Origin of the sequence: Falsiroseomonas sp. (assembly GCF_030695085.1) — a bacterium.
Taxonomy (GTDB): domain Bacteria; phylum Pseudomonadota; class Alphaproteobacteria; order Acetobacterales; family Acetobacteraceae; genus Falsiroseomonas.
Genome location: NZ_JAUYTS010000163.1, coordinates 1 through 19,503 on the forward strand (window position 1 = coordinate 1; position 19,503 = coordinate 19,503).

Annotated in this window: 20 protein-coding genes; 8 read left to right on the forward strand and 12 right to left on the reverse strand. The window is 69.6% G+C overall.

What is annotated here, in order from left to right:
- Nucleotides 1-966 (reverse strand): D-alanyl-D-alanine carboxypeptidase family protein (locus Q8S40_RS18200; RefSeq protein ID WP_305671512.1); only part of this gene is annotated, 966 nt, incomplete at its 3' end.
- A 346-nt stretch (nt 967-1,312) separates the two neighbouring features.
- On the opposite strand from Q8S40_RS18200, the gene Q8S40_RS18205 reads away from it, so the two are divergent.
- From Q8S40_RS18205 to Q8S40_RS18220, 4 genes are all read left to right on the forward strand, one after another.
- Nucleotides 1,313-1,888, forward strand: coding sequence for a phasin family protein (locus Q8S40_RS18205; RefSeq protein WP_305671513.1), 576 nt, complete (start codon nt 1,313-1,315; stop codon nt 1,886-1,888).
- Nucleotides 1,889-2,191: 303 nt separating this feature from the next.
- Nucleotides 2,192-2,551, forward strand: a complete 360-nt coding sequence (gene clpS / locus Q8S40_RS18210) for an ATP-dependent Clp protease adapter ClpS (RefSeq protein WP_304808526.1) — start codon at nt 2,192-2,194, stop codon at nt 2,549-2,551.
- A 155-nt stretch (nt 2,552-2,706) separates the two neighbouring features.
- Nucleotides 2,707-5,061 (forward strand): ATP-dependent Clp protease ATP-binding subunit ClpA, encoded by a 2,355-nt coding sequence (clpA, locus tag Q8S40_RS18215; protein ID WP_305671514.1) that lies wholly within the window; start codon nt 2,707-2,709, stop codon nt 5,059-5,061.
- A 103-nt stretch (nt 5,062-5,164) separates the two neighbouring features.
- Nucleotides 5,165-5,506 (forward strand): carboxymuconolactone decarboxylase family protein, encoded by a 342-nt coding sequence (locus Q8S40_RS18220; RefSeq protein ID WP_371136859.1) that lies wholly within the window; start codon nt 5,165-5,167, stop codon nt 5,504-5,506.
- A gap of 2 nt (nt 5,507-5,508) precedes the next feature.
- Here the strand turns inward: Q8S40_RS18220 and Q8S40_RS18225 are convergent, their stop codons facing one another.
- From Q8S40_RS18225 to Q8S40_RS18265, 9 genes are all read right to left on the reverse strand, one after another.
- Complete coding sequence (locus tag Q8S40_RS18225) at nt 5,509-6,270, reverse strand: alpha/beta hydrolase (protein ID WP_305671516.1); 762 nt, start codon at nt 6,268-6,270, stop codon at nt 5,509-5,511.
- 89 nt (nt 6,271-6,359) lie between these two features.
- On the reverse strand, nt 6,360-7,241 hold the full coding sequence (locus tag Q8S40_RS18230; RefSeq protein WP_305671517.1) for a polyphosphate kinase 2 family protein: 882 nt from the start codon (nt 7,239-7,241) through the stop codon (nt 6,360-6,362).
- An 8-nt stretch (nt 7,242-7,249) separates the two neighbouring features.
- Complete coding sequence (locus Q8S40_RS18235) at nt 7,250-8,470, reverse strand: nitrate/nitrite transporter (protein WP_305671518.1); 1,221 nt, start codon at nt 8,468-8,470, stop codon at nt 7,250-7,252.
- Between the two features lie 28 nt (nt 8,471-8,498).
- Nucleotides 8,499-9,368 (reverse strand): endonuclease/exonuclease/phosphatase family protein, encoded by an 870-nt coding sequence (locus Q8S40_RS18240; RefSeq protein WP_305671519.1) that lies wholly within the window; start codon nt 9,366-9,368, stop codon nt 8,499-8,501.
- 8 nt (nt 9,369-9,376) lie between these two features.
- Nucleotides 9,377-11,434, reverse strand: a complete 2,058-nt coding sequence (locus tag Q8S40_RS18245) for a DNA/RNA helicase domain-containing protein (protein WP_305671520.1) — start codon at nt 11,432-11,434, stop codon at nt 9,377-9,379.
- A 9-nt stretch (nt 11,435-11,443) separates the two neighbouring features.
- Nucleotides 11,444-12,322: a DMT family transporter gene (locus Q8S40_RS18250; protein WP_305671521.1), complete on the reverse strand. Its 879-nt coding sequence runs from the start codon at nt 12,320-12,322 to the stop codon at nt 11,444-11,446.
- 1 nt (nt 12,323) lies between these two features.
- Nucleotides 12,324-13,475 (reverse strand): GNAT family N-acetyltransferase, encoded by a 1,152-nt coding sequence (locus Q8S40_RS18255; RefSeq protein WP_305671522.1) that lies wholly within the window; start codon nt 13,473-13,475, stop codon nt 12,324-12,326.
- A gap of 93 nt (nt 13,476-13,568) precedes the next feature.
- Nucleotides 13,569-14,033 (reverse strand): RidA family protein, encoded by a 465-nt coding sequence (locus Q8S40_RS18260; protein WP_305671523.1) that lies wholly within the window; start codon nt 14,031-14,033, stop codon nt 13,569-13,571.
- A 146-nt stretch (nt 14,034-14,179) separates the two neighbouring features.
- Nucleotides 14,180-15,712 (reverse strand): TSCPD domain-containing protein, encoded by a 1,533-nt coding sequence (locus tag Q8S40_RS18265; RefSeq protein ID WP_305671524.1) that lies wholly within the window; start codon nt 15,710-15,712, stop codon nt 14,180-14,182.
- 180 nt (nt 15,713-15,892) lie between these two features.
- On the opposite strand from Q8S40_RS18265, the gene Q8S40_RS18270 reads away from it, so the two are divergent.
- The 4 genes from Q8S40_RS18270 (at nt 15,893) to Q8S40_RS18285 (ending at nt 17,433) form a co-directional block, all read left to right on the forward strand.
- Complete coding sequence (locus tag Q8S40_RS18270) at nt 15,893-16,249, forward strand: NADH:ubiquinone oxidoreductase subunit NDUFA12 (protein ID WP_305671525.1); 357 nt, start codon at nt 15,893-15,895, stop codon at nt 16,247-16,249.
- 28 nt (nt 16,250-16,277) lie between these two features.
- The gene (gene mlaD / locus Q8S40_RS18275) at nt 16,278-16,802 is read left to right on the forward strand and encodes an outer membrane lipid asymmetry maintenance protein MlaD (RefSeq protein WP_305671526.1); all 525 of its coding nucleotides are present in this window, start codon (nt 16,278-16,280) and stop codon (nt 16,800-16,802) included.
- Nucleotides 16,799-17,014 (forward strand): hypothetical protein, encoded by a 216-nt coding sequence (locus Q8S40_RS18280; protein WP_304816260.1) that lies wholly within the window; start codon nt 16,799-16,801, stop codon nt 17,012-17,014. The genes mlaD and Q8S40_RS18280 overlap by 4 nt, the downstream gene beginning before the upstream one ends.
- 62 nt (nt 17,015-17,076) lie before the next feature.
- A complete protein-coding gene (locus Q8S40_RS18285) occupies nt 17,077-17,433 on the forward strand; it encodes a DUF2155 domain-containing protein (protein WP_305671527.1) in 357 nt (118 codons plus the stop codon).
- A gap of 11 nt (nt 17,434-17,444) precedes the next feature.
- Here Q8S40_RS18285 and aat read toward each other — a convergent pair whose 3' ends face one another.
- Nucleotides 17,445-18,158 (reverse strand): leucyl/phenylalanyl-tRNA--protein transferase, encoded by a 714-nt coding sequence (gene aat / locus Q8S40_RS18290; RefSeq protein ID WP_305671528.1) that lies wholly within the window; start codon nt 18,156-18,158, stop codon nt 17,445-17,447.
- Between the two features lie 52 nt (nt 18,159-18,210).
- Nucleotides 18,211-19,503: acetyl-CoA carboxylase biotin carboxylase subunit (gene accC / locus Q8S40_RS18295; RefSeq protein WP_305671529.1), on the reverse strand; the 1,293-nt coding region annotated here is incomplete at its 5' end.

The window sequence follows — 19,503 nt, forward strand, 5'->3', positions numbered from 1 at the left end:
GGACGCGGCACGGGTGGTCGCGGCCGGGCGCGCGGCGGTGCGTGCCGGCACGGCCTGCGCAGCGGCGCGCGGGCTGCGGCTGGCGGCCTGCGCCTGGCGCAGGATGACGGGCGGCGCCTGCACCATGGCGCGCGGCGTGACGCCGATGCGGTCGAAGCTCTGGTCCAGCAGGGCTGTCATGTGCTGGTCACGCTCGACCCAGGAACTGCCGCCCATCACCGCGCCGACCACGCGCCGGCCATCGCGGCTTGCGCTGGTGACGATGTTGAAGCCGCTGGCCCGGATGTAGCCGGTCTTGATGCCGTCCACGCCCTCATAGCTGGTCAGCATGCGGTTGTGGCTGCGCAGGCGCAGGCCGCGGAAGGCGGCCTCGGTGCGGCCGAAATAATGGTAGCGATCCGGGAAATCGAGCATCAGGCGGCGGCCGAGCGTCACCATGTCCCGCGCCGTGGTCACCTGGTTCCAGTCCGGCAGGCCGGAGGCGTTGCGGAAGGTGGTGCGCGTCATGCCCAGCTCCCGCGCGCGCTGGGTCATCACCTGGCCGAAGCGTGCCTCATCCCCCGCCAGCAATTCGCCGAAGGCGGCGGCGATGTCATTGGCGGAACGGGTGACCAGGGACAGGATGCCCTGCTCCACCGTCACGCTGCCGCCGGCCGGAATGCCGAGCTTCGATGGCGGGCGGGAGGCGGCTTCCTCCGAGATCGGCAGGGCCGAGCCGAGCGAGAGCCGGCCATCGCGCAGCGCCTCGAACACCATGTAGAGGGTCATCATCTTGGTCAGCGACGCCGGATGGCGCGTTTCGTCCGCATTGGCGGCGACCAGGATGTTGCCGTTGCGATGATCCACCACGATGGCCGCATAGCGTTCGCTGCCGATCTGCGCCTGGGCCGGCGCGAAGGCGGCCGGGGCGATGGCGGCGAACAGGCTGGCCGCAAGGACGACCAGAGGCCTGAGCCGAATGAACATGGATACGGAACCCCCTGGGCGGCCCACCCCCCGTGCGCCACCTGGGGACAGGCTAGTGAGGTCGGGTGCCCGCTGTCCATAAGGACGAATGCGGAACATCGAGTTAACCCAAGCACTTGGACGGCACAGTTGCGCCATCCAGCGATGCACGGGCTATGGCGTGAGCCGGTTCCACCCGCATGGGACTGCTGAAAACGCATGCTGCACTGCAAAAAAATCTTGCGGAATGCGCGCGAAGGCCGCTAGAAAGCGGTCGTGCTGCACCGCAGCAATTAGCCCCGGAGCCGGGTCACAGGCTCCCGCACTGGCGCATGCGCCGGCGAGCAACCCTGAAGGAACTGGACACATGGCGGCAGAACACAAGACCGAAGCGAAGCGCAGCATCGCGCTGGTCGAGACCGCGGCGCAGGCCGCGACCGACAACGCGACGAAGACGGCAACGCAGGCCGCCAAGGGCGCCGAGGCCGGCGCGGCGGCGGCGAAGAAGATGATGGAAGAAGGCGCCAGCCAGGCGCGTGTGAAGATGGAGCAGGGCATGCAGCAGATGACGAAGACGACCGAGGGCTTCTACAAGGCCGCCGAGGAGGCCGCCGAATTCGGTCGCGGCAACCTCGAGGCGATGACCCGCGCGACGCAGACCCTGACCTCCGGCATGCAGGAGCTCAGCAAGCAGTATTTCGCCATGTCGCAGGCGATGGGCGAGCATGCCATGGAAAGCGCCAAGGCGCTGTCCGGCGTGAAGAGCCTGAAGGAAGCCGCCGACATCCAGGCCGCCTTCGCCAAGGCGTCCATGGAGCGCACGATGGCCGAGACGGCGAAGCTGCAGGAAGCCGCCTATCGCCTGGCCGAGCAGGCCGGCGCGCCGCTGGCCGCCCGCATGACGCTGGCCGTGGAGAAGTTCTCCAAGCCGCTCGCCGCCTGAGCCTGCTCCGGCCCGCAAGGGCCGGGCCAGCAATCTGAGCCCGAGGCCCGTCCGGGCCGTCGCGCCGCCCATCCGGGCCGGCGTGGCGGCCCGGGCGGGCCTTCGGCATTTCAAGGGAAATCGGCGCCGGGCCCGCCGAAGGGGCTTGGTCTTGGCGTTGCGGTAACCCAAATCGGGTGTTCTGCGCGGAGAAGTGCGGCAAGCCCTTCCCGTGCGCCCCCGCGCTCCGATATCGTGACGGGAACAGGTGCCGGCACCCGGCCTACCGATCGGCCCTATTCCGGACAGCAACCTAAGGCAGGCATGAGCGACAGCGACAAGCGCCCCGGACAAGGCAATTCGGGGCAGGGCAGCAACGGAACCGAAGGCCCGAACACCGGCGTTGTGGTGAAGGCGCGCCCGCGCACCCGCAAGCCGGCCATGTACAAGGTCTTGATGCTGAACGACGACTACACGCCGATGGAGTTCGTCGTGCATGTGCTGGAACGTTTTTTCCAGAAAAGCCGGGAGGAAGCGACCCGCATCATGCTGCATGTCCACCGGCGCGGAGTCGGCGTCTGTGGCGTCTATACCTATGAGGTGGCGGAGACGAAGGTGACCCAGGTGATGGACCTGGCCCGTCAGAACCAGCACCCTTTGCAGTGCACGATCGAAAAAGAATGAGCCAGCGCGCCCACCGCCCTTCAGTTACACTTTGATGGGGCAGGGTTCGTGCCCTGGGGGACTGGCCCCCTGGGCAGGTAGCGACCACATTGAGGGCAACCCGTGCCAGGATGCCGCTTCAGGCATCCCGGCCACCCGATAGGGAGCGTCAGACCATGCTGTCCCGCAACCTCGAGCAGACGCTCCACCGCGCCCTCGGCCTCGCCAATGACCGCCGGCACGAATATGCGACACTCGAACATTTGCTGCTTGCCCTCGCCGATGACGTGGACGCCGCCACCGTGCTGCGCGCCTGCGGGGTCGATAGTGAGAAACTGAAGCGCGACCTGGCCGAGTTCCTCGACAAGGACCTCGCAGGCCTGGTTTCAGACCGCGCCGGGGACGCCAAGCCCACCGCCGGTTTCCAGCGCGTGGTGCAGCGCGCCGCCATCCATGTGCAATCCTCCGGCCGGGACGAGGTCTCGGGCGCCAATGTGCTGGTTGCGCTGTTCTCCGAACGCGAAAGCCATGCGGTGTATTTCCTGCAGTTGCAGGACATGACCCGGCTGGATGCGGTGAACTACATCAGCCACGGCATCGCCAAGGCGCCCGGCCGCAGCACCTCCCGCCCCGTACAGGGCAGCGCCCAGCCGCCGGAGGAACCCTCCGAGAAGGAGGAGAAGCCGAGCCGCGGCAATGCTCCGCGCGGGCAGGACGCGCTGTCCAACTACTGCGTCAACCTGAATAAGAAGGCGCAGGCCGGCAAGATCGACCCGCTGATCGGCCGCGACTCGGAGATCGAGCGCACCATCCAGATCCTCTGCCGCCGCACCAAGAATAATCCTCTGTATGTGGGCGACCCCGGCGTGGGTAAGACGGCCATTGCCGAGGGGCTGGCCAAGCGGATCATCGAAGGGGATGTTCCGGAGGTCCTGGCCAAGTCCACCATCTACGCGCTGGACATGGGCAGCCTGCTCGCCGGCACCCGCTATCGTGGCGATTTCGAGGAGCGGCTGAAGGCCGTGGTGAACGAGCTGGAGCAGCAGCCCGGCTCAATCCTGTTCATCGATGAGATCCACACCGTGATCGGCGCCGGGGCCACCAGCGGCGGGGCGATGGATGCCTCCAACCTGCTGAAGCCGGCGCTCGCGCAGGGCACGCTGCGCTGCGTGGGCTCCACCACCTACAAGGAATACCGGCAGCATTTCGAGAAGGACCGCGCCCTGGTCCGGCGCTTCCAGAAGATCGACGTGAACGAGCCGAACCTGGAAGACGCCATCAAGATCCTCCAGGGCCTGAAGACGAACTACGAGAAGCACCACAAGGTCCGCTACACCCCGGAAGCCATCCGTGCCGCGGTGGAGCTGTCGGCCAAGTACATCCATGACCGGAAGCTGCCGGACAAGGCGATCGACGTGATCGACGAGGTCGGCGCCTCGCGCATGCTGCAGCCGGAGAATAAGCGCCGGAAGACGGTGACGCTGAAGGATGTCGAGGAGATCGTCGCCAAGATCGCCCGCATCCCGCCGAAATCCGTCAGCTCGGACGACAAGGAGACCCTCCGGAACCTGGAGCGCGACCTGAAGGGCATGGTGTTCGGCCAGGACAAGGCGATCGATGCCCTCTCCGCCGCCATCAAGCTTTCCCGCGCCGGGCTGCGCGATGCGGAGAAGCCGATCGGCAACTACCTGTTCAGTGGCCCGACCGGCGTCGGCAAGACCGAGGTCGCCAAGCAATTGGCGAAAACCCTGGGCATCGAGCTGATCCGCTTCGACATGTCGGAATACATGGAGCGCCACAGCGTCAGCCGCCTGATCGGCGCACCGCCCGGCTATGTCGGCTTCGACCAGGGCGGCCTGCTGACCGATGGCATCGACCAGCACCCGCATTGCGTGCTGCTGCTCGATGAGATCGAGAAGGCGCACCAGGACCTGTACAACATCCTGTTGCAGGTGATGGACCATGGGAAGCTGACGGACCACAACGGCAAGACCGTCGATTTCCGCAACGTCATCCTGATCATGACCACCAATGCCGGCGCCTCCGACATGGCGAAGAACAGCATCGGCTTCGGGCGCGACAAGCGCACCGGGGAGGACGAGGACGCCATCAAGCGGCTGTTCACGCCGGAATTCCGCAACCGGCTGGATGCGGTGATCGGCTTCGCCGGCCTGTCGCCGGAAATCGTGGCCCGCGTGGTGGACAAGTTCATCATGCAGCTCGAGGCTCAGCTCGCCGATCGCAACGTGACGATCGAGCTGTCCTCGGCCGCGCGCGAATGGCTCTCCGAACGCGGCTACGACCCGCTGTATGGCGCGCGCCCGCTGGGCCGCGTGATCCAGGAAGTGGTGAAGAAGCCGCTGGCGGAAGAATTGCTGTTCGGCAAGCTGGTGAAGGGTGGTTCGGTCAAGGTGGGTCTCAAGGACGGCACGCTGGTCTTCGACTACCTCGAAGCCGCGCCGCCGGCCCTTCCGAAGCCGGAAGACAGCGGCGATGGCGAGGCCGAGAAAGAACCCGAAACCGCCGAATAATTTTTGCGACGCTGCCGCGGTCGAAGTTGGGAAGGTGTCTCTCCGCGAGGAGGGACGCCTTTCGTTTTTCAGGGGGACATGGGTGATGACGACGGATACGCGGATTGAGGATTGGGATGGCTACAGCGCCGGGCTGCGGGACCGCGGCAGGGAACTAGGCGCGCTGCATCCGGAGGTGATGAAGGGCTTCATGGCCCTGAACCGCGGCGCTTCCAACACCACCCACATCGACGCCAAGACCCGCGAATTCATCGCCCTGGCCGTTGCCGTCACCACCCGCTGCCAGGGCTGCATCGACGCCCATGCCCGCAAGGCGAAGGCCGCCGGTGCAACCAAGGCGGAGATCGCGGAGGCGCTCGGTGTCGCCATCGCGCTGAATGCCGGCGCGGCGCTGACCTATTCGCTGCATGTGCTGGATGCGATGGATGGCGCGGGCGAGGGGTAGCGCTACGCCGCCACCTGCCGCACGAAATCCCGCACTTCCGCCACCACCGGCGCCGTATTCAGCCCCAGCAGACCGGCGCCGGGCACGAAGCCGGTCATGATGCCGATGTGGCCGACACCCTCATAAAGCCGCAACCGCACCGGCCGCCCATTGGCCCGCAGCGCGGTGGCCAGAAGCCGGGAATGCAGCGCGCCGACGATGGTATCGGCCTCCCCATGCAGCAGCAGCATGGGCGGCGCGCCGGCCAGCGTCGCCGGGTCGGGCGCTGCCTCGATACGGCCGTCGGGGGCGCCGGCAAAGATGCTCACCACCGGCTCATCCGTCGGCTGCCACGAAATCGGCGCGGCCAGCAGGATGCCGCCGGCGAGCGCCCCGCGCGCGCCTGGCACCCCTGCCGCGGCCAGCCAGCGCGGGTCCAGCGCCAGCGCGGCCGCGATGAAGCCGCCGGCGGAGTGGCCCATGACGAATAGCGGCCCGCGCGGCAGGTCCGGCGCGCTGTGCAGCCAGGCCACGGCCAGCGCTGCATCCTCGATGAAATCCGGCCAGCGCGCCTGCGGCCACAGCCGATAGTCCGGCACCGCCACCGCCATCCCCAGCGCGGCCAGGCGCCGGGCGACGAAGGCGTATTGGCCGCGGCTGCCTTCTTCCCACCCGCCACCATGGATGAACACCACCAGCGGTGTTTCCGCCACCGGCATCGGTGGCAGCGTCAGGTCGAGCTGGTGCCGGGGCAGGGGGCCGTAGCGCAGCCCCTGCAGCAGCATGGTCCCGCGCCGCGGCGTCGCCAGATTGGCGACCTCATGCGGCGAGCACCCGGCTGCGACCAGCGCGAGCGGCAGGGCGCGCCGCCTGATCAGGCGCCCAACTCCTCGGCCGCCTGCACCAGGGCGCGCTTCTGTTCCTCCGTCACCACCGGGTAGTGCAGGTCGAGCGATTCCAGCGTCCGGGCGATGGCGGCGGCGACGACCAGCCGGGTGAACCATTTGCGGTCCGCCGGCACCACATACCAGGGCGCGCCCGGCGTGGCGGTGGCGCGGATCGCTTCCTGATAGGCCGCCTGGTAGTCGTCCCAGTGGCGGCGCTCGGCCACGTCACGGGTGCTGAACTTCCAGTTCTTCTCCGGCTCCTCGATTCGCTTGAGGAAGCGCAGGCGCTGTTCCTCGGGGCTGATGTTCAGGAAGAACTTCAGCACCACCACGCCCTGCCGGCCGAGATAGCGTTCATAGGCCGCGATATCCTCCAGCCGGTCCTGCCAGATACGCTCCGTCAGCAGGCGGGGCGGCAGCTTCTGGGACTCCAGGATGGCGGGGTGGATTCGCGCCACCAGCACTTCCTCGTACCAGGACCGGTTATGGATGCCGATCTGGCCCCGGGCCGGCAGCGCCTTGGCGTGGCGCCACAGGAAGTCGTGGTCCAGCTCGATCGTGTTGGGGGCCTTGAAGGACACCACATGGCAGCCCTGCGGATTCACGCCGGAGAAGACATGCTTGATGGCACCGTCCTTCCCCGCCGCATCCATCGCCTGGAAGATACAGAGCACCGACCAGCGATCCTGCGCGTAGAGCATGTCCTGCTGCGTCGCCAGGATATCCACCCCCCGCTTCAACAGGGCGGAGGCTTCGGACTTCTTCATCGACAGGCCTGCGGTGTCGTCAGGCTTGTGGTCCTTCAGGCGGAAGCCCGCGCCCTTCTCCACCCGGAAGCGGGACAATACCGACTCGATCCGATCTTCCATCGAAGTCCTTATACCTTTTCCGGCCGCAGCATCCGCAACGCCGCCGCCACCTGCAAGGCCAGGGTCATCGCCAGCGCCCAGCCATAGCCCGCGGCATTCCAGCCGCCCGATTCCGTGCGCGGCCACAGATCCAGGATCCAGCCGATGGCGTTCTGCAGCAGGAACACTAGCACCAGCATGGTCACGTTGATGGCGGTCGCTACCCGCCCGGCCAGTTCCGCGCTGAAACGCTGGCCGATCGCGGCATAGCCGGCCGGACCCGCGGCGCTGAACAGGGCGAACAGGAACCAGATCGCGCCGAGCACCACGAGGTTGCCGACCGGCTGCGCGATCAGCAGCAATTGCATCGCCGCGATTCCCGCCATGGCGGCCCAGGGCACCAGCATCGGGTGGCCGCCGCGCTGTTGCAGCAGGGATGCCGCCTGGCCGGTGCCGACGCTGCCCGCCATCAGCCCGCCCGCATAGCACAGCAGCAGCAGGGCGCGCGGCGCATCCCCGAGCCCTGCCACATCGCGCAGCCACGGTCCGGCCCAGAGGCCCTGATAGGTGAAGTTCATCGCCGAAAGCAGCGCGACGGAAGGCGCGAAGCGCCGGAAGGTGGGGTGGCGGAAGATGCGGCCGAATTCCGCCACCTCCGCGCCCAGCGCCCGGCGCGGCGGCGGCGCGGCCCCCGGCCCGCGTTCGGGCACCGAGGCCCAGATCCAGCCGGCAACCCCCACCGACATCAGCGCCAGCACCCAGAACACGCCGCGCCAGCCGATCTCCGGCACCAGCAGCGCCACCGGCACCGTCGCCGCGATGCTGCCGAGCGAGCCGACCAGCACGCCCAGCCCTGTCATGCCCGCCACCCGGTCCCGCGGGTACCATTGGGTGTTGACCTTCAGCATGGCGATCAGCCCGGCCGAGATGCCGACCCCCGTCACCACCCGCCCGAAGGCCAGGCCATAGGGGCCGGTGGCCAGCGCGCAGATGGCAAAGCCCAGCGCCGCGACCAGCCCCAGCACCGTCTGCACCCGGCGCGAGCCCCACAGATCGATCGCGAGCCCCACCGGCAGCTGCGCCGCCGCATAGGCTGCGAAGAACATCGCCGCCAGCAGCCCAAGCTCGCTCGCCGATAGCGCGAATTCCAGCGCCAGCAGCGGCCCGAGGGTCGCGATCATGGTGCGGGACGCCTGGTTGACGAAGTTCAGCCCGGCGAGGGGAAGCGTGATCCGGGCAAACTGGCGCATGCCGCCCATCCTGGCACGGTCGCGCGGATCAGGGGAGGTTCAGGCGGATACTCATCGGGCAATGGTCCGACAGGGTTTGCCGGTAGCGCCGCGCCCGTTCGGCATAGACCATCACCGCCAGGCTGTCCGGCACCAGCCAGTCCCGCGCCTCGCCCCCCAGCAGGAAATGGCTGACAAAGGGCCGCCCGCCGCGGCTATCCGCCCAGCAGGGGGAAGACAGGCCTCGTGTCGGGCGCGCCAGCGGGGCCGCTTCCTCCAGGATGGTCAGGAAGTCGTCGGAGTCGGTCATCCGCCGGTTGAAGTCGCCGAGGATGGCGAAGCCCACCCCCTCCCGCGCCCGCGCCGCGGCCCATTGGGCCAGGATGCGCGCCTGGCGTTCCAGTTGCTGGCAATCGCGGCTGGAGTCGCCGCCGAAGGGATCCTGCCGGCAGCCGGCATCAAGATGCACGGATAGCAGCCGCAACCGGGCGCCGCCGGGCGCTTCGACCAGGATGTCGGCGCCGCGGCGCAGGCTGAAGCGGGCGCGCGGGTGCAGATCCAGCGCGCGCAGATCGGGCTGCGGCGTGACGCGCAGGGTGCGGCGGATGGCGAAGCCGGGGCGCTGGATATCGGCCTCATCGGTCAGGTGGATGGTCCAATGGGCGGGGTCGAAAATCCGCGCGGCGGCCTCCTCCCCATCAATCTCCTGCAACGCCACCACATCGGCCGCGAGGCGGTTGGCGTAGGCGCGCAGCAGCTGAAAATCCGCCGGCGTGCGGGCCTCGACATTGCGCGGCAGGCCGGGGTGACCGGTCGGCTTAAGGGTCAGCCAGGCGATGTTCCAGGTGGCGAGCTTGAGCTCCGCCGCCGCGGCCGGGACGGCGAGCAGCAGGAACAGCAGGATCAGGATACGGCGCATGGTGGGCGCTATAGCAGCAGGGCGGGGGCGGTGTCCTGTGGGGCGGGGGCAGGCTCGGGTAGCGGGCGGGCGCCGCAGGCGGTGAGGAAATCGGCGATCGCGTCCATCTCCACCGCATCGCGGGTCGGGTCGTGGAACGGGTCGTCGCGCGGGCTGCCGCGCGGCACCCAGATGACTGTCTCGTAGCGCGCGCGGGTCAGCAGCACGCGGTAGGTGTTGCGGATGAATTCGGCCTCGACCGGGTTGCGCACCACCTGCCAGCCGGCCCCGGCGAAGCGCCGCGCCTGCCATTGCCCCGCCACGCGCCGGAAATCCCCGCCCCAGGCGAGGCCGACCGTATCCAGCTCCAGCCCCTGGCAGGCATATTCGGTGGCCGCGACTTCCAGCGCGTCCGAGGCGCGGATGTCCGGCCAGCGTTCCAGGAACCAGGCGACAGGCTCCTCCGTACCGACGAGTTGCGCATCAAACCCCTCGGCCCGCAGCCGCCTGGCGCCGGAGGACCGCACCATGCCGGACCGCCGCAGGCCGGGCGTGAGGTGGCGCAGGGCGCCGCGCGCATCCGCCAGCGACCGGGTCAGCAGGAAGGGCAACCCCTCCGGCGCGTTGGCCGCCGCCGCGCGCGCTTCCGCCACCGCGCCGCGCAGCACGGCATCCACCCAGGCCGCCGCGGCCTCCGACCGCACGCTGCGCAGCGAGACGGTGAGGTCGAGATCTGGGTCCAGCCGCAGCCAGTCGGCCGGACCCTCCGCCAGGCGCTGCGCCGGCTCGGCGGCGTCCAGCACGCGCGGGGCGGCCACGGCGCGCCAGCCGGGGGTGGCGGCGATTACCGCGCCCCATTCGCGCAGCCCCGCCTCGCCGGTGTTGATCTCCTGCCCATTGCCGATCAGCGCGACGATGGCGGCGAAGCCCTCATGACGGCCCATGATCTCCAGCGCATGGGCGGGTTCGCTCATCCGCAGGCTGCTGACGCGGCGCTGCGTGTCGCGCATTGCCTGCGCCGCGTCCCAGGCGCGCTGCGCCTCGTCGAAGATGATCACGCGCTCCGCGGGCGGCGCCGGGCGGTTGGCATTGTCGGCGAGGAAACGGTGGACATTCTGCAACGCCGCCTCCGCCTCGTGCCGCGCCTTGCGCAGAAGCGGGCCGCGGCGCCGGCGCTCCGGATCCGCGCTCGGGCCGCGCGCCAGGTCGATTCCGGCCCGGTTGCAGGCCAGGGCTTCCCGCAGCACGGCGACGAGCGGGCTGTTGCCGGTGAGGAAGGCGCTGCCGGCGCGGCGCCTCTCGCCGAACACCACGTTCAGCCCGCACAGCGTCTTGCCGGCGCCCGGTATCCCCGTGACGAACACCACCACCCGCGTGCCCTCCGCCGCCGCCACGTCCAGCGCCGCCTCGATCGCCGCGGTGGTGCGGGTGAGGTTGGCCCTATCGGCCCGGGCGGCGGCGATCTCCGCGACGCTGTTGCGGGCGAACAGGGTGGCGGCGGCCTCGATGATGCTCGGCACGGGCTGGTAGGGCGCGGCGAGCCAGGCGCGGCCATCCAGCTTCGGGCCGGGCAGGGCGTCGCACAGCGTGACGAGCAGGCCGGGCAGCGTCTCGGCATTGGCCTCCGCCACCGGCAGCACGCCGGGGATGGGCAGCGGGATCTGCGGGGTGGCGGGGCTGGCGCAGGTGGTGGCGACCAGGATGGGCTGGATCGGGTGGTGCCGGCTGCCCGCGTGGAAGTCGCGCAGATCCTCGGCGTAGTCGGAGACCTGGGCACGATCCGCGTTGCTGATCGCCTGGGCGCCGATCTTGAACTCCAGCACCAGGATCGCGCTGACGGTCAGCAGCACCGCGTCGATGCGCTTCTCCAGCCGCAGCAGGTCGAATTCCAGCGCCAGGGTCCAGGCGTAGCCATCGCAATGGCGCACGCAATCCTGCAACAGCCGCACCTGGTCCTGCCAGGCGCGGAGCTGGGCGGGCTCGCTGGACAGGCGGCGCGACATTTGGCTGGCGGCCAGGGAATTGGCTACGGCCTCCGGCGTCATCGCCAGCAATTCGGAACCGGTACAGGCGAACCAGGCGCGCATCGCGCCAGCCTAACCGTTTCGCCTCCGTCCTGGCCAGGTGGCCAGCAACATGCTCGCCGTCAGCAGCACGAAGCCCGCGCCATGCACCGCGGAGAATTCCTCGCCCAGGAACCCCACCGCCACCAGCGCCGCCGTCGCCGGCAGAAACGCCGTGAAGATGCCCGCGATGCCGGCCGGTGCGCGCTTCATGCCGGCGTACCACAGCAGCAGGCAGATCACGCTGGTGGTCAGGCTGTGGAACACCAGCAGCAGCGCCACATCTGGTGCCGCCAAGGCTGCCACGCTGCCCAGCACCGGCAGGCAGAAGGGCAGCAGCAGCAGCACGGAAAAGCCCTGCATCCACAGGCTGGCCGTCACCACAGGCACGCGGCCGGCGATACGCTTGGCCAGCAGCACATACATCGCCTCCCCGCAAACCCCGCCGAAGACCAGCAGATTGCCGAGCATGTTGCCGGCACCCTCCGCCCCGGTGCGGGCCAGGGTGATCGCGCCCATGCCGAAAGCCGCCAGCGCCACCGCTGCCCATTGCCGCGGCGGCAGAACCTCGCGCAGCCACACCGCGCTGCCGATGGCGACCACCGCGGGCAGGGTGGCCAGCACCAGCCCCGCCTCCAGCGCCGTGGTCAGCCGCAGCCCGGCGAGCAGCCCGGCATTGTAGATCACCGTGCCGAAGGCCGCCTGCCAGGCCAGGTTCCACAGGGTTCGCCGGTCGGGCCGCACGCCGCCTTCCATGGCGCGTGCCAGCGGCCACAGCACCAGCACCGCCAGCGCGCAGCGCAGCCCGGCGATCATCGGGATGGGCAGGCTGGCCGCGAGCAGCTTCGCCACGCCAACATTGGCGCCGACCAGCGCCATGGAGGCGGCGAGCTGCGCGTAGGCCGTCAGCACGCTACCCCTCGGCCTCCCGCTTGAAGGGCGACATTTCGGCCAGCGCCTCGATCTCCGCCAGCATCGCCGGCCGCTCCCGGTCGAGGAAATCGGCAATGGCGCGGCGCAGGCCGGGGTGCTGGATCCAATGCGCGGAGTAGGTCGGCACCGGCAGGTAGCCGCGCTGGATCTTGTGCTCGCCCTGCGCGCCAGCCTCGACGCGGGGCAGCTTGTGCTCGATGGCGAAGTCGATGGCGCGGTAGTAGCACAGCTCGAAATGCAGGAAGGGCGCCTCCACCAGGCACCCCCAGTTGCGGCCATACAGCGCATCCGCCCCCAGCAGGTTCAGCGCGCCGGCCACCGGTTCGCCGTCCTGTTCGGCCACCATCAGCACGACCTTGTCGCCCAGCCGCTCACCCAGCAGCGGCCAGAAGGACTTCTTCAGATAGGCGCTGCGGCCCCATTTCTTGTCGGAGGTCGAGACGTAGAAGCGGTGAAACGCTTCCCAGTGCCGGGGCGTGATCTCATGGCCGCGCAGCGTCTTCAGCACGAAGCCGGATTGCTCGGCATCGCGGCGCTCGCGCTTGATCTGCTTGCGCTTGCGGCTGGACAGGGCGGCGAGGAAATCCTCGAAACTCGCATAGCCCGCATTGGACCAGTGGAATTGCGTGCCGATGCGTTGCAGCCAGCCGGCCGCGCCCAGCGCCTCCCATTCCTCGGGCGTGCAGAAGGTGCAGTGGACGGAGGACAGGTCGAGCTGTCCGCAGGCCTGCACCAGCCCCTGCGCCAGGGCTTCCACGCCGATGTTCGCATCCGGCCGCACCAGCAGCCGCTTCCCGGGCACCGGGCTGAACGGCGCTGCCACCTGCAACTTCGGGTAGTAGCGGCCGCCGGCCCGCTCATAGGCATCGGCCCAGCCATGGTCGAAGACGTATTCGCCCTGGGAATGCGCCTTGGCATAGCAGGGTGCGCAGGCCAGCAGCTTTCCGGCCTCGTCGCGCAGCGCGGCATGCTGCGGCAGCCAGCCACTGCGCCCGCCGGTGCTGCCGGATTCCTCCAGCGCCAGCAGGAAGGCGTGGCTGACGAAGGGGTTTGCGTCACCGGCGCAGGCATCCCACTCCAGCGGCGGGATTTCCGCGATGGCGCGGTGCAGGGACAGGCTGAGTTCGGGCATGCCGCTCAAGGTTGGGCGTGCCCGCCGCGGGGCAATGCCGGCTGCCGCAATGCCACAACTCCTTTGAAAGGGCCGAGGCCGAGCATCAGCCTCTCAGGCGATCTCGAACATGCCTTCGACTTCCACCGCGGCATCGCCGGGCAGGGAGGGGACGCCGATGGTGCTGCGCGCATGCCGCCCGGCCTCGCCGAACACCGCCACCGCCAGGTCGGAGGCGCCATTCATCACCAGCGCATGCTGCGTGAAATCCGGCCCGCAGGCGATGAAGCCGCCGAGGCGCACCACGCGCTTCACCCGGTCCAGATCCCCCACCGCCGCCTTCACCTGCGCCACCAGATTGATGAAGCAGGTCCGCGCGGCGGCCTGCCCCTCCTCAATGGAAACCCCCGCGCCAAGCTTGCCGGTGGTGCTGATCTTGCCCTCCACCAGCGGGATCTGGCCGGAGACGACCAGCAGGTTCCCCACCTGGTTGAAGCCGATGTAGTTCGCCACCGGCGCGGGCGCCTGCGGCAGGGTGATGCCGAGTTTTGCGAGGTTGGCGTCAACGGTGCCGGGCATGGAGGGGTCCTTTTTCTAAAGCCAGGGTCGCGTGGGCCGATGCCCCCACCCCGTCCCTGCCCCGCTGCGCAGGGGAGGGAGAATATGGCGCGTCCCTCCCCCGCCTGCGGGGGAGGGTCAGGGTGGGAGCGTCGACTGCGCCCCCTCTACCCCACCAGCTTCAACTGCCGCCGCCGCACGCGCGGCGATGGGGCGGAGGGCAGGTCCATCGGCAGCAGGGGAAGCTGTTCCGCCGCATGGCCCGTCGCATCCGGCGCGCAATCCTCCTCGGACGGATCGCCGAGGTCGCGCCGGCCGAGATAATCCAGCGCGAGCCGGCGGAAGGCCCAGTCCAGCACCGATGTCGCACGGCGAATGGCGGGGTCGCCCTCCACCGCGCCGGCCGGGCCGAAGCGGGTATAGGCATAGGCCTCGATGAAGCTGTCGAGCTTCACGCCGGAGGCCAGCCCGATCGAGACCGCCTGCAGCATCGCATCCATCAGGCTGCGATAGGCGGCGGATTCCTTGGTGAGGGCGATGGTGACCTCGGAGAGCCTTCCCTGCTGGTCCTCCGCCGTCCGCAGCACCACCTTGTGCCCGCCCACCGAGACCCGCCAAACGGAGCCGGAGGGACGCAGCGGCTGGGTTGCCACACGGTCCGGCAGCGGCGGCGCAGCGCGGGCGGGTGCGGCTTCCGCCACCGGCATGGGCGGCGACAGGTGCAGGAAAGGCGCGGCGGCCTGCGCCATGGCGCGCCACTCCGTATCCGGCACCGGGGCGAGCAGCGTCTCCGCCGCCGCGCGGCCGATGCGCAGCGCGGCACGGCTCGGCACCTCCGCCACCCAGCCATGCTGGTCCAGCGCCAGGCGGGTGGCGCCAGGGGCGGGGGCGAGGCCGCCGGTTTCCGCACCGAGCAGGGCTTCGACAGCATCGGGCATGGCCAGCGCCACCAGCGCCTGGTGCCGAAGCCCCAGGCTGGCGGCGGCTTCATGCAGCGCCGCGCGCGCGGCCTCGGCCAGGCCGGGCACCACCGTGGCGCCGGGCGGCGGCGGCGCGAACAACGCCAGCGGTTCGCGGGCGCCAAGCAGCTCCGCCAGCCGGCCCGATTCGGCCTCGGCCGCGCCACGCGTCAGGGCGGCGATGGCAGCCCCCACGGCGCGCGCCTCCGCGCTGCCGTAGCGCAGGCCGAGGCTGGCCAGCAGCCCGGCGAGATCGGCGAAGCCGACGCACAGCCGCGGCGCCTTGGCACCGGTCCAGATATCCAGCGCCCGCACCGCCAGCGCCACGGCGGCGGCGTAGCCCGGGGCATCGAAGCCACCCTCGGCATCCAGGAACGCGGGCAGGTTCAGCACGAAGCGGGCGCCGCCCCGAGCCTCGCCGCGCCAGATCGCGGCACCCGGCGCGCCGCGCCGGGCCAGCAGCAGGGCGCGTAACGCATGGGCGAAGCCGTCCTGCGCCGCCGCATCGGCCAGTACGCCGAGTTCGCGCCCGCGCAGCGCCAGGCGGCTGATCCAGCCTTCCGCCAGCTTCGGGAACACCACCGGGCCACTGCCCGGGGCCAGCGCGGCCAGTGCCTCCGCCGCCTGTTCATCCCAGGCGACGGGCAGGGCGATCGGGCGGGGGGCGGCATCGGGGTCCGGCGCGGCGCGCACGCGCCACAGCCCAACCTGATCCCACAGCGTTCCGGCGCGTATTGTCATGGCCGGAGCCTAGAGGCCCTGGTGGCCCGGCGGAAGCCGTATCTGGTGGGCGAATGTGCCGCAACACGCAACATCCTGTGGACAACATGGGGTTTTGCGTGGCCGGGCCGGTTGTGCGAAACTGCCATCCCCTGCACATGCCGGGGCGGCCTTCTCCCAGGCCAAGACCAAGGACCGCACATGTCGCTGATGATGCGCCTGACCACCGCCCTGTCCGGTCGCAAGATCGGTACGGATCGCTTCGGCAACACCTACTACGAGTCCCGGCGGGACTATTTGCAATACGGCCGCAAGCGCCGTTGGGTGATGTTCGCCGGCGCCCCGGACCCGACCTCCGTCCCTCCGGAATGGCATGGCTGGCTGCACCACACCGCCGCCACCGCGATGTCGGAGGAAAAGCGCTATCCCTGGATCGCCGAGCATCGTCCGAACCCGACCGGCACCGCGCTGGCCTGGCACCCCGCTGGCCATGATTATTCCGGCGGCCGCCGTCAGGTGACGACCGGCGATTACGAAGCCTGGACCCCGGGATCCTGATGAACCGCCTGAACCGGATTTCGCATCCATGAAGGGTCGTTCCTTCTCCGAGGTCATGGCTGGCGCCCTGGTCCTGCTGGTGACCGCCGGCTTCCTGTTCTACGCGCTGAACAACAGCGGTCGCAGCGGCTTCTCCGGCCCCGGCGTGACCTTGTCCGCGAAGTTCGACCGGATCGATGGGCTGGCGCCCGGTGCCGATGTGCGCGTGGCGGGCGTGAAGGTCGGCAGCGTGGTGGATCAGCGGATCGACCCGCAGAGCTTCCTCGCCGTGCTGACCATGCGGATCGATGGCAGCCTCCAGATCCCCTCCGACAGCTCCGCTGAGATTGCCAGCGAGGGGCTGCTCGGTGGGCGCTTCGTCTCGCTCGTGCCCGGCGGGTCGGACCGCATCCTGGCCAATGGCGGGGAGATCACCATCACCCAATCCGCCATCAGCCTGGAAAGCCTGCTGGGCCGGTTCATCTTCTCGATGACCGAGGCCCCCTCCGCCGCGACCAACCGCGGCGCGGCCGAACCCACCCTGCCGAGCCTCGGCACTCCTGCCCAGCCATGAGCCTGGAGCCGCCGGCGATTTGGCCCGGCCCGGATGGCGCGCCACTATCCTGCCGGGAGAAGCTGAAGGTGCTGGCCGAGAACCACCGCGAAGCCGCCCAGGTGCTGCGCGACGCCTTCGAGGATGCCGTGCTGATGGGGGTGGATGAGGCCGCGATGCGGCAGGTGCTGGCCGATCTGGTGGCCGCCTTGCCAAGCCCGAAGCGGCCCTGATGCGCCCATCTTCAACGGCTGTGGTACGGGGCCGCCGCGGGTGCTTCGGCCGGGCCGCCGGCATGATCCTGGCCTTCCTGCTGTTCGCCACACCGGCCCTCGCCCAGGAATGGCAGCCGCGCCGGCTTGCCGTGCTGCAGGCGCTGGACAAGGTGACCGCGCGCATCACCGTGCTACGCGCCGCGCTGAACCAGCCGGAGCGTTTCGGCAGCCTGACCATCACCGTCCGCGCCTGCCATGGCCGCCCGCCGGATGAGGTGCCGGATGCCGCGGCCTGGATGGAGATCAGCGACAGCCGTCTGCCGGCGGAGCAGAACCCGGTGTTCCGCGGCTGGATGTTCGCCGAGGCGCCCGGCGTGAACATGCTGCTGCACCCGGTCTATGACATCCGCATCCTGGAGTGCCAGGCGCAGCCGTAAGCCGTCTCAGGTCAGGCGGTATCGCCTGGCGCGTGGGACAATTGGCCCAGGCGGTGGATCTCCACCATCACCGCCTCCGGCGCCACGGCGTCCTGCCAGACACCCTGTTCCTCCACCGCTTCCGACAGCAGCCGCTTATAGGCCTGGCGCGGCACTTCCCGGCAGCCGAACTGCGCCAGGTGGGCGGTCTGGAACTGCGCGTCCAGCAGGGTGAAGCCGAACAGCCGCAGCCGTGCGACCAGATGCACCAGCGCGACCTTGGAGGCATCGCGCGCGCGGCTGAACATGCTCTCCCCGAAGAAGGCGCCGCCGAGCGCCACGCCATATAGCCCGCCGGCGAGCTGCGGCCCGCCTTCGCCCGGCAGCCAGGCCTCCACCGAATGGGCGTGGCCCATGCGGTGCAGGGCGCCGAACAGACGCTCGATCTCCGGGTTGATCCAGGTATCCTCCCGCCCCTCACCGGGGGCGGCGCAGGCGGAGATGACGCCGTGGAAGTCCTGGTTGGTGGTGATGGTATAGGCGCCGGACAGCACGGTGCGGCGCAGCCGGCGCGGCAGGTGGAAGCGGTCCAGCGGCAATACGCCGCGCTGCTCCGGGTCCAGCCAGTACAGCCGGTCGCCCCGCCGCGTCTCGGCCATGGGGAACAGCCCCGCCCGGTAGGCGCGGAGCATCAGGTCGGGGGTGATTTCGAACTGGCGTCTGCTCACCCCCGCAATATGCGGCATTCACTGCGGCATCGCGAGGGCAGCCTGTTTCACCGCATGTCAGGAAACGTGGCTAGTCCTGGTTGCCGCCCTGGCGCGCGACGAACTTCTCCAGCCAATGGATGGTGTAGTCGCCGGACTGGAATTCGGGGTCGGCCACGATCCGCTGGTGCAGCGGCAGCGTGGTCTTGATGCCGGAGATCACCATCTCCGCCAGCGCCCGCTTCAGGCGCGCGATCGCTTCGGCCCGCGTCTGGCCATGCACCACCAGCTTGGCCACCAGGCTGTCGTAGTTCGGTGGCACGGTGTAGCCGGAATACAACGCGCTATCGACCCGCACGCCGAGCCCGCCCGGGGCGTGGTACATGTCCACCCGGCCAGGGTTCGGCACGAAGGTGTCCGGGTCTTCCGCCGTGATGCGGCATTCGATGGCGTGGCCGGAGAAGCGGATCTCGTCCTGGGTGTAGCCGAGCTTCTCGCCAGCGGCGACGCGAAGCTGTTCCTTCACCAGATCGACGTTGCAGACCATCTCCGTCACCGGGTGTTCGACCTGCAGGCGGGTGTTCATCTCGATGAAGGCGAACTGGCCGTCCTGCCACAGGAACTCCAGCGTCCCGGCATTGCGGTAGCCGAGCTGGCGCAGGCCCTTGGTGACCTGCGCGCCCAGCGCATCGCGCTCATCCGCCGTCAGCACCGGGCTGCCGGCTTCCTCGACCAGCTTCTGATGGCGGCGCTGCAGGGAACAGTCGCGCTCGCCGAAATGCACGACATTGCCGTGCATGTCCGCCATGACCTGCAGCTCGATATGCCGCGGGCGGTCCAGATACTTTTCCATATAGACGCTGTCATCGCCGAAGGCGGCCTTGGATTCCGTGCGCGCGACGCGCCAGGCTTCCTCCAGCTCATCCGCCGAACGCGCCACCTTCATGCCGCGCCCGCCACCACCGGCGGCGGCCTTGATCAGCACCGGGTACAGGATCTCCTCGGCCACCGCGCGAGCTTCCTCGAAGCTGTCCAGCGCGCCGGCGGAGCCGGGCACCAGCGGCACGCCGAGCGAGCGCATGGCGTCCTTGGCCGCGATCTTGTCGCCCATCATGCGGATATGGGCGGCCGTCGGGCCGATGAAGGCCAGGCCGTGCGCTTCCACCATCTCGGCGAAATTGGCGTTCTCGGAGAGGAAGCCGTAGCCGGGGTGGATCGCCTCCGCCCCGGTAATCGCCGCAGCCGAGAGAATCGCCGCCATGTTCAGGTAGCTGTCGCGGGCCGAGGGCGGGCCGATGCAGACGCTCTCATCCGCCAGCCGCACATGCATCGCGGTATTGTCCGCGGTGGAGTGCACGGCGACGGTGCGGATGCCCATTTCCTG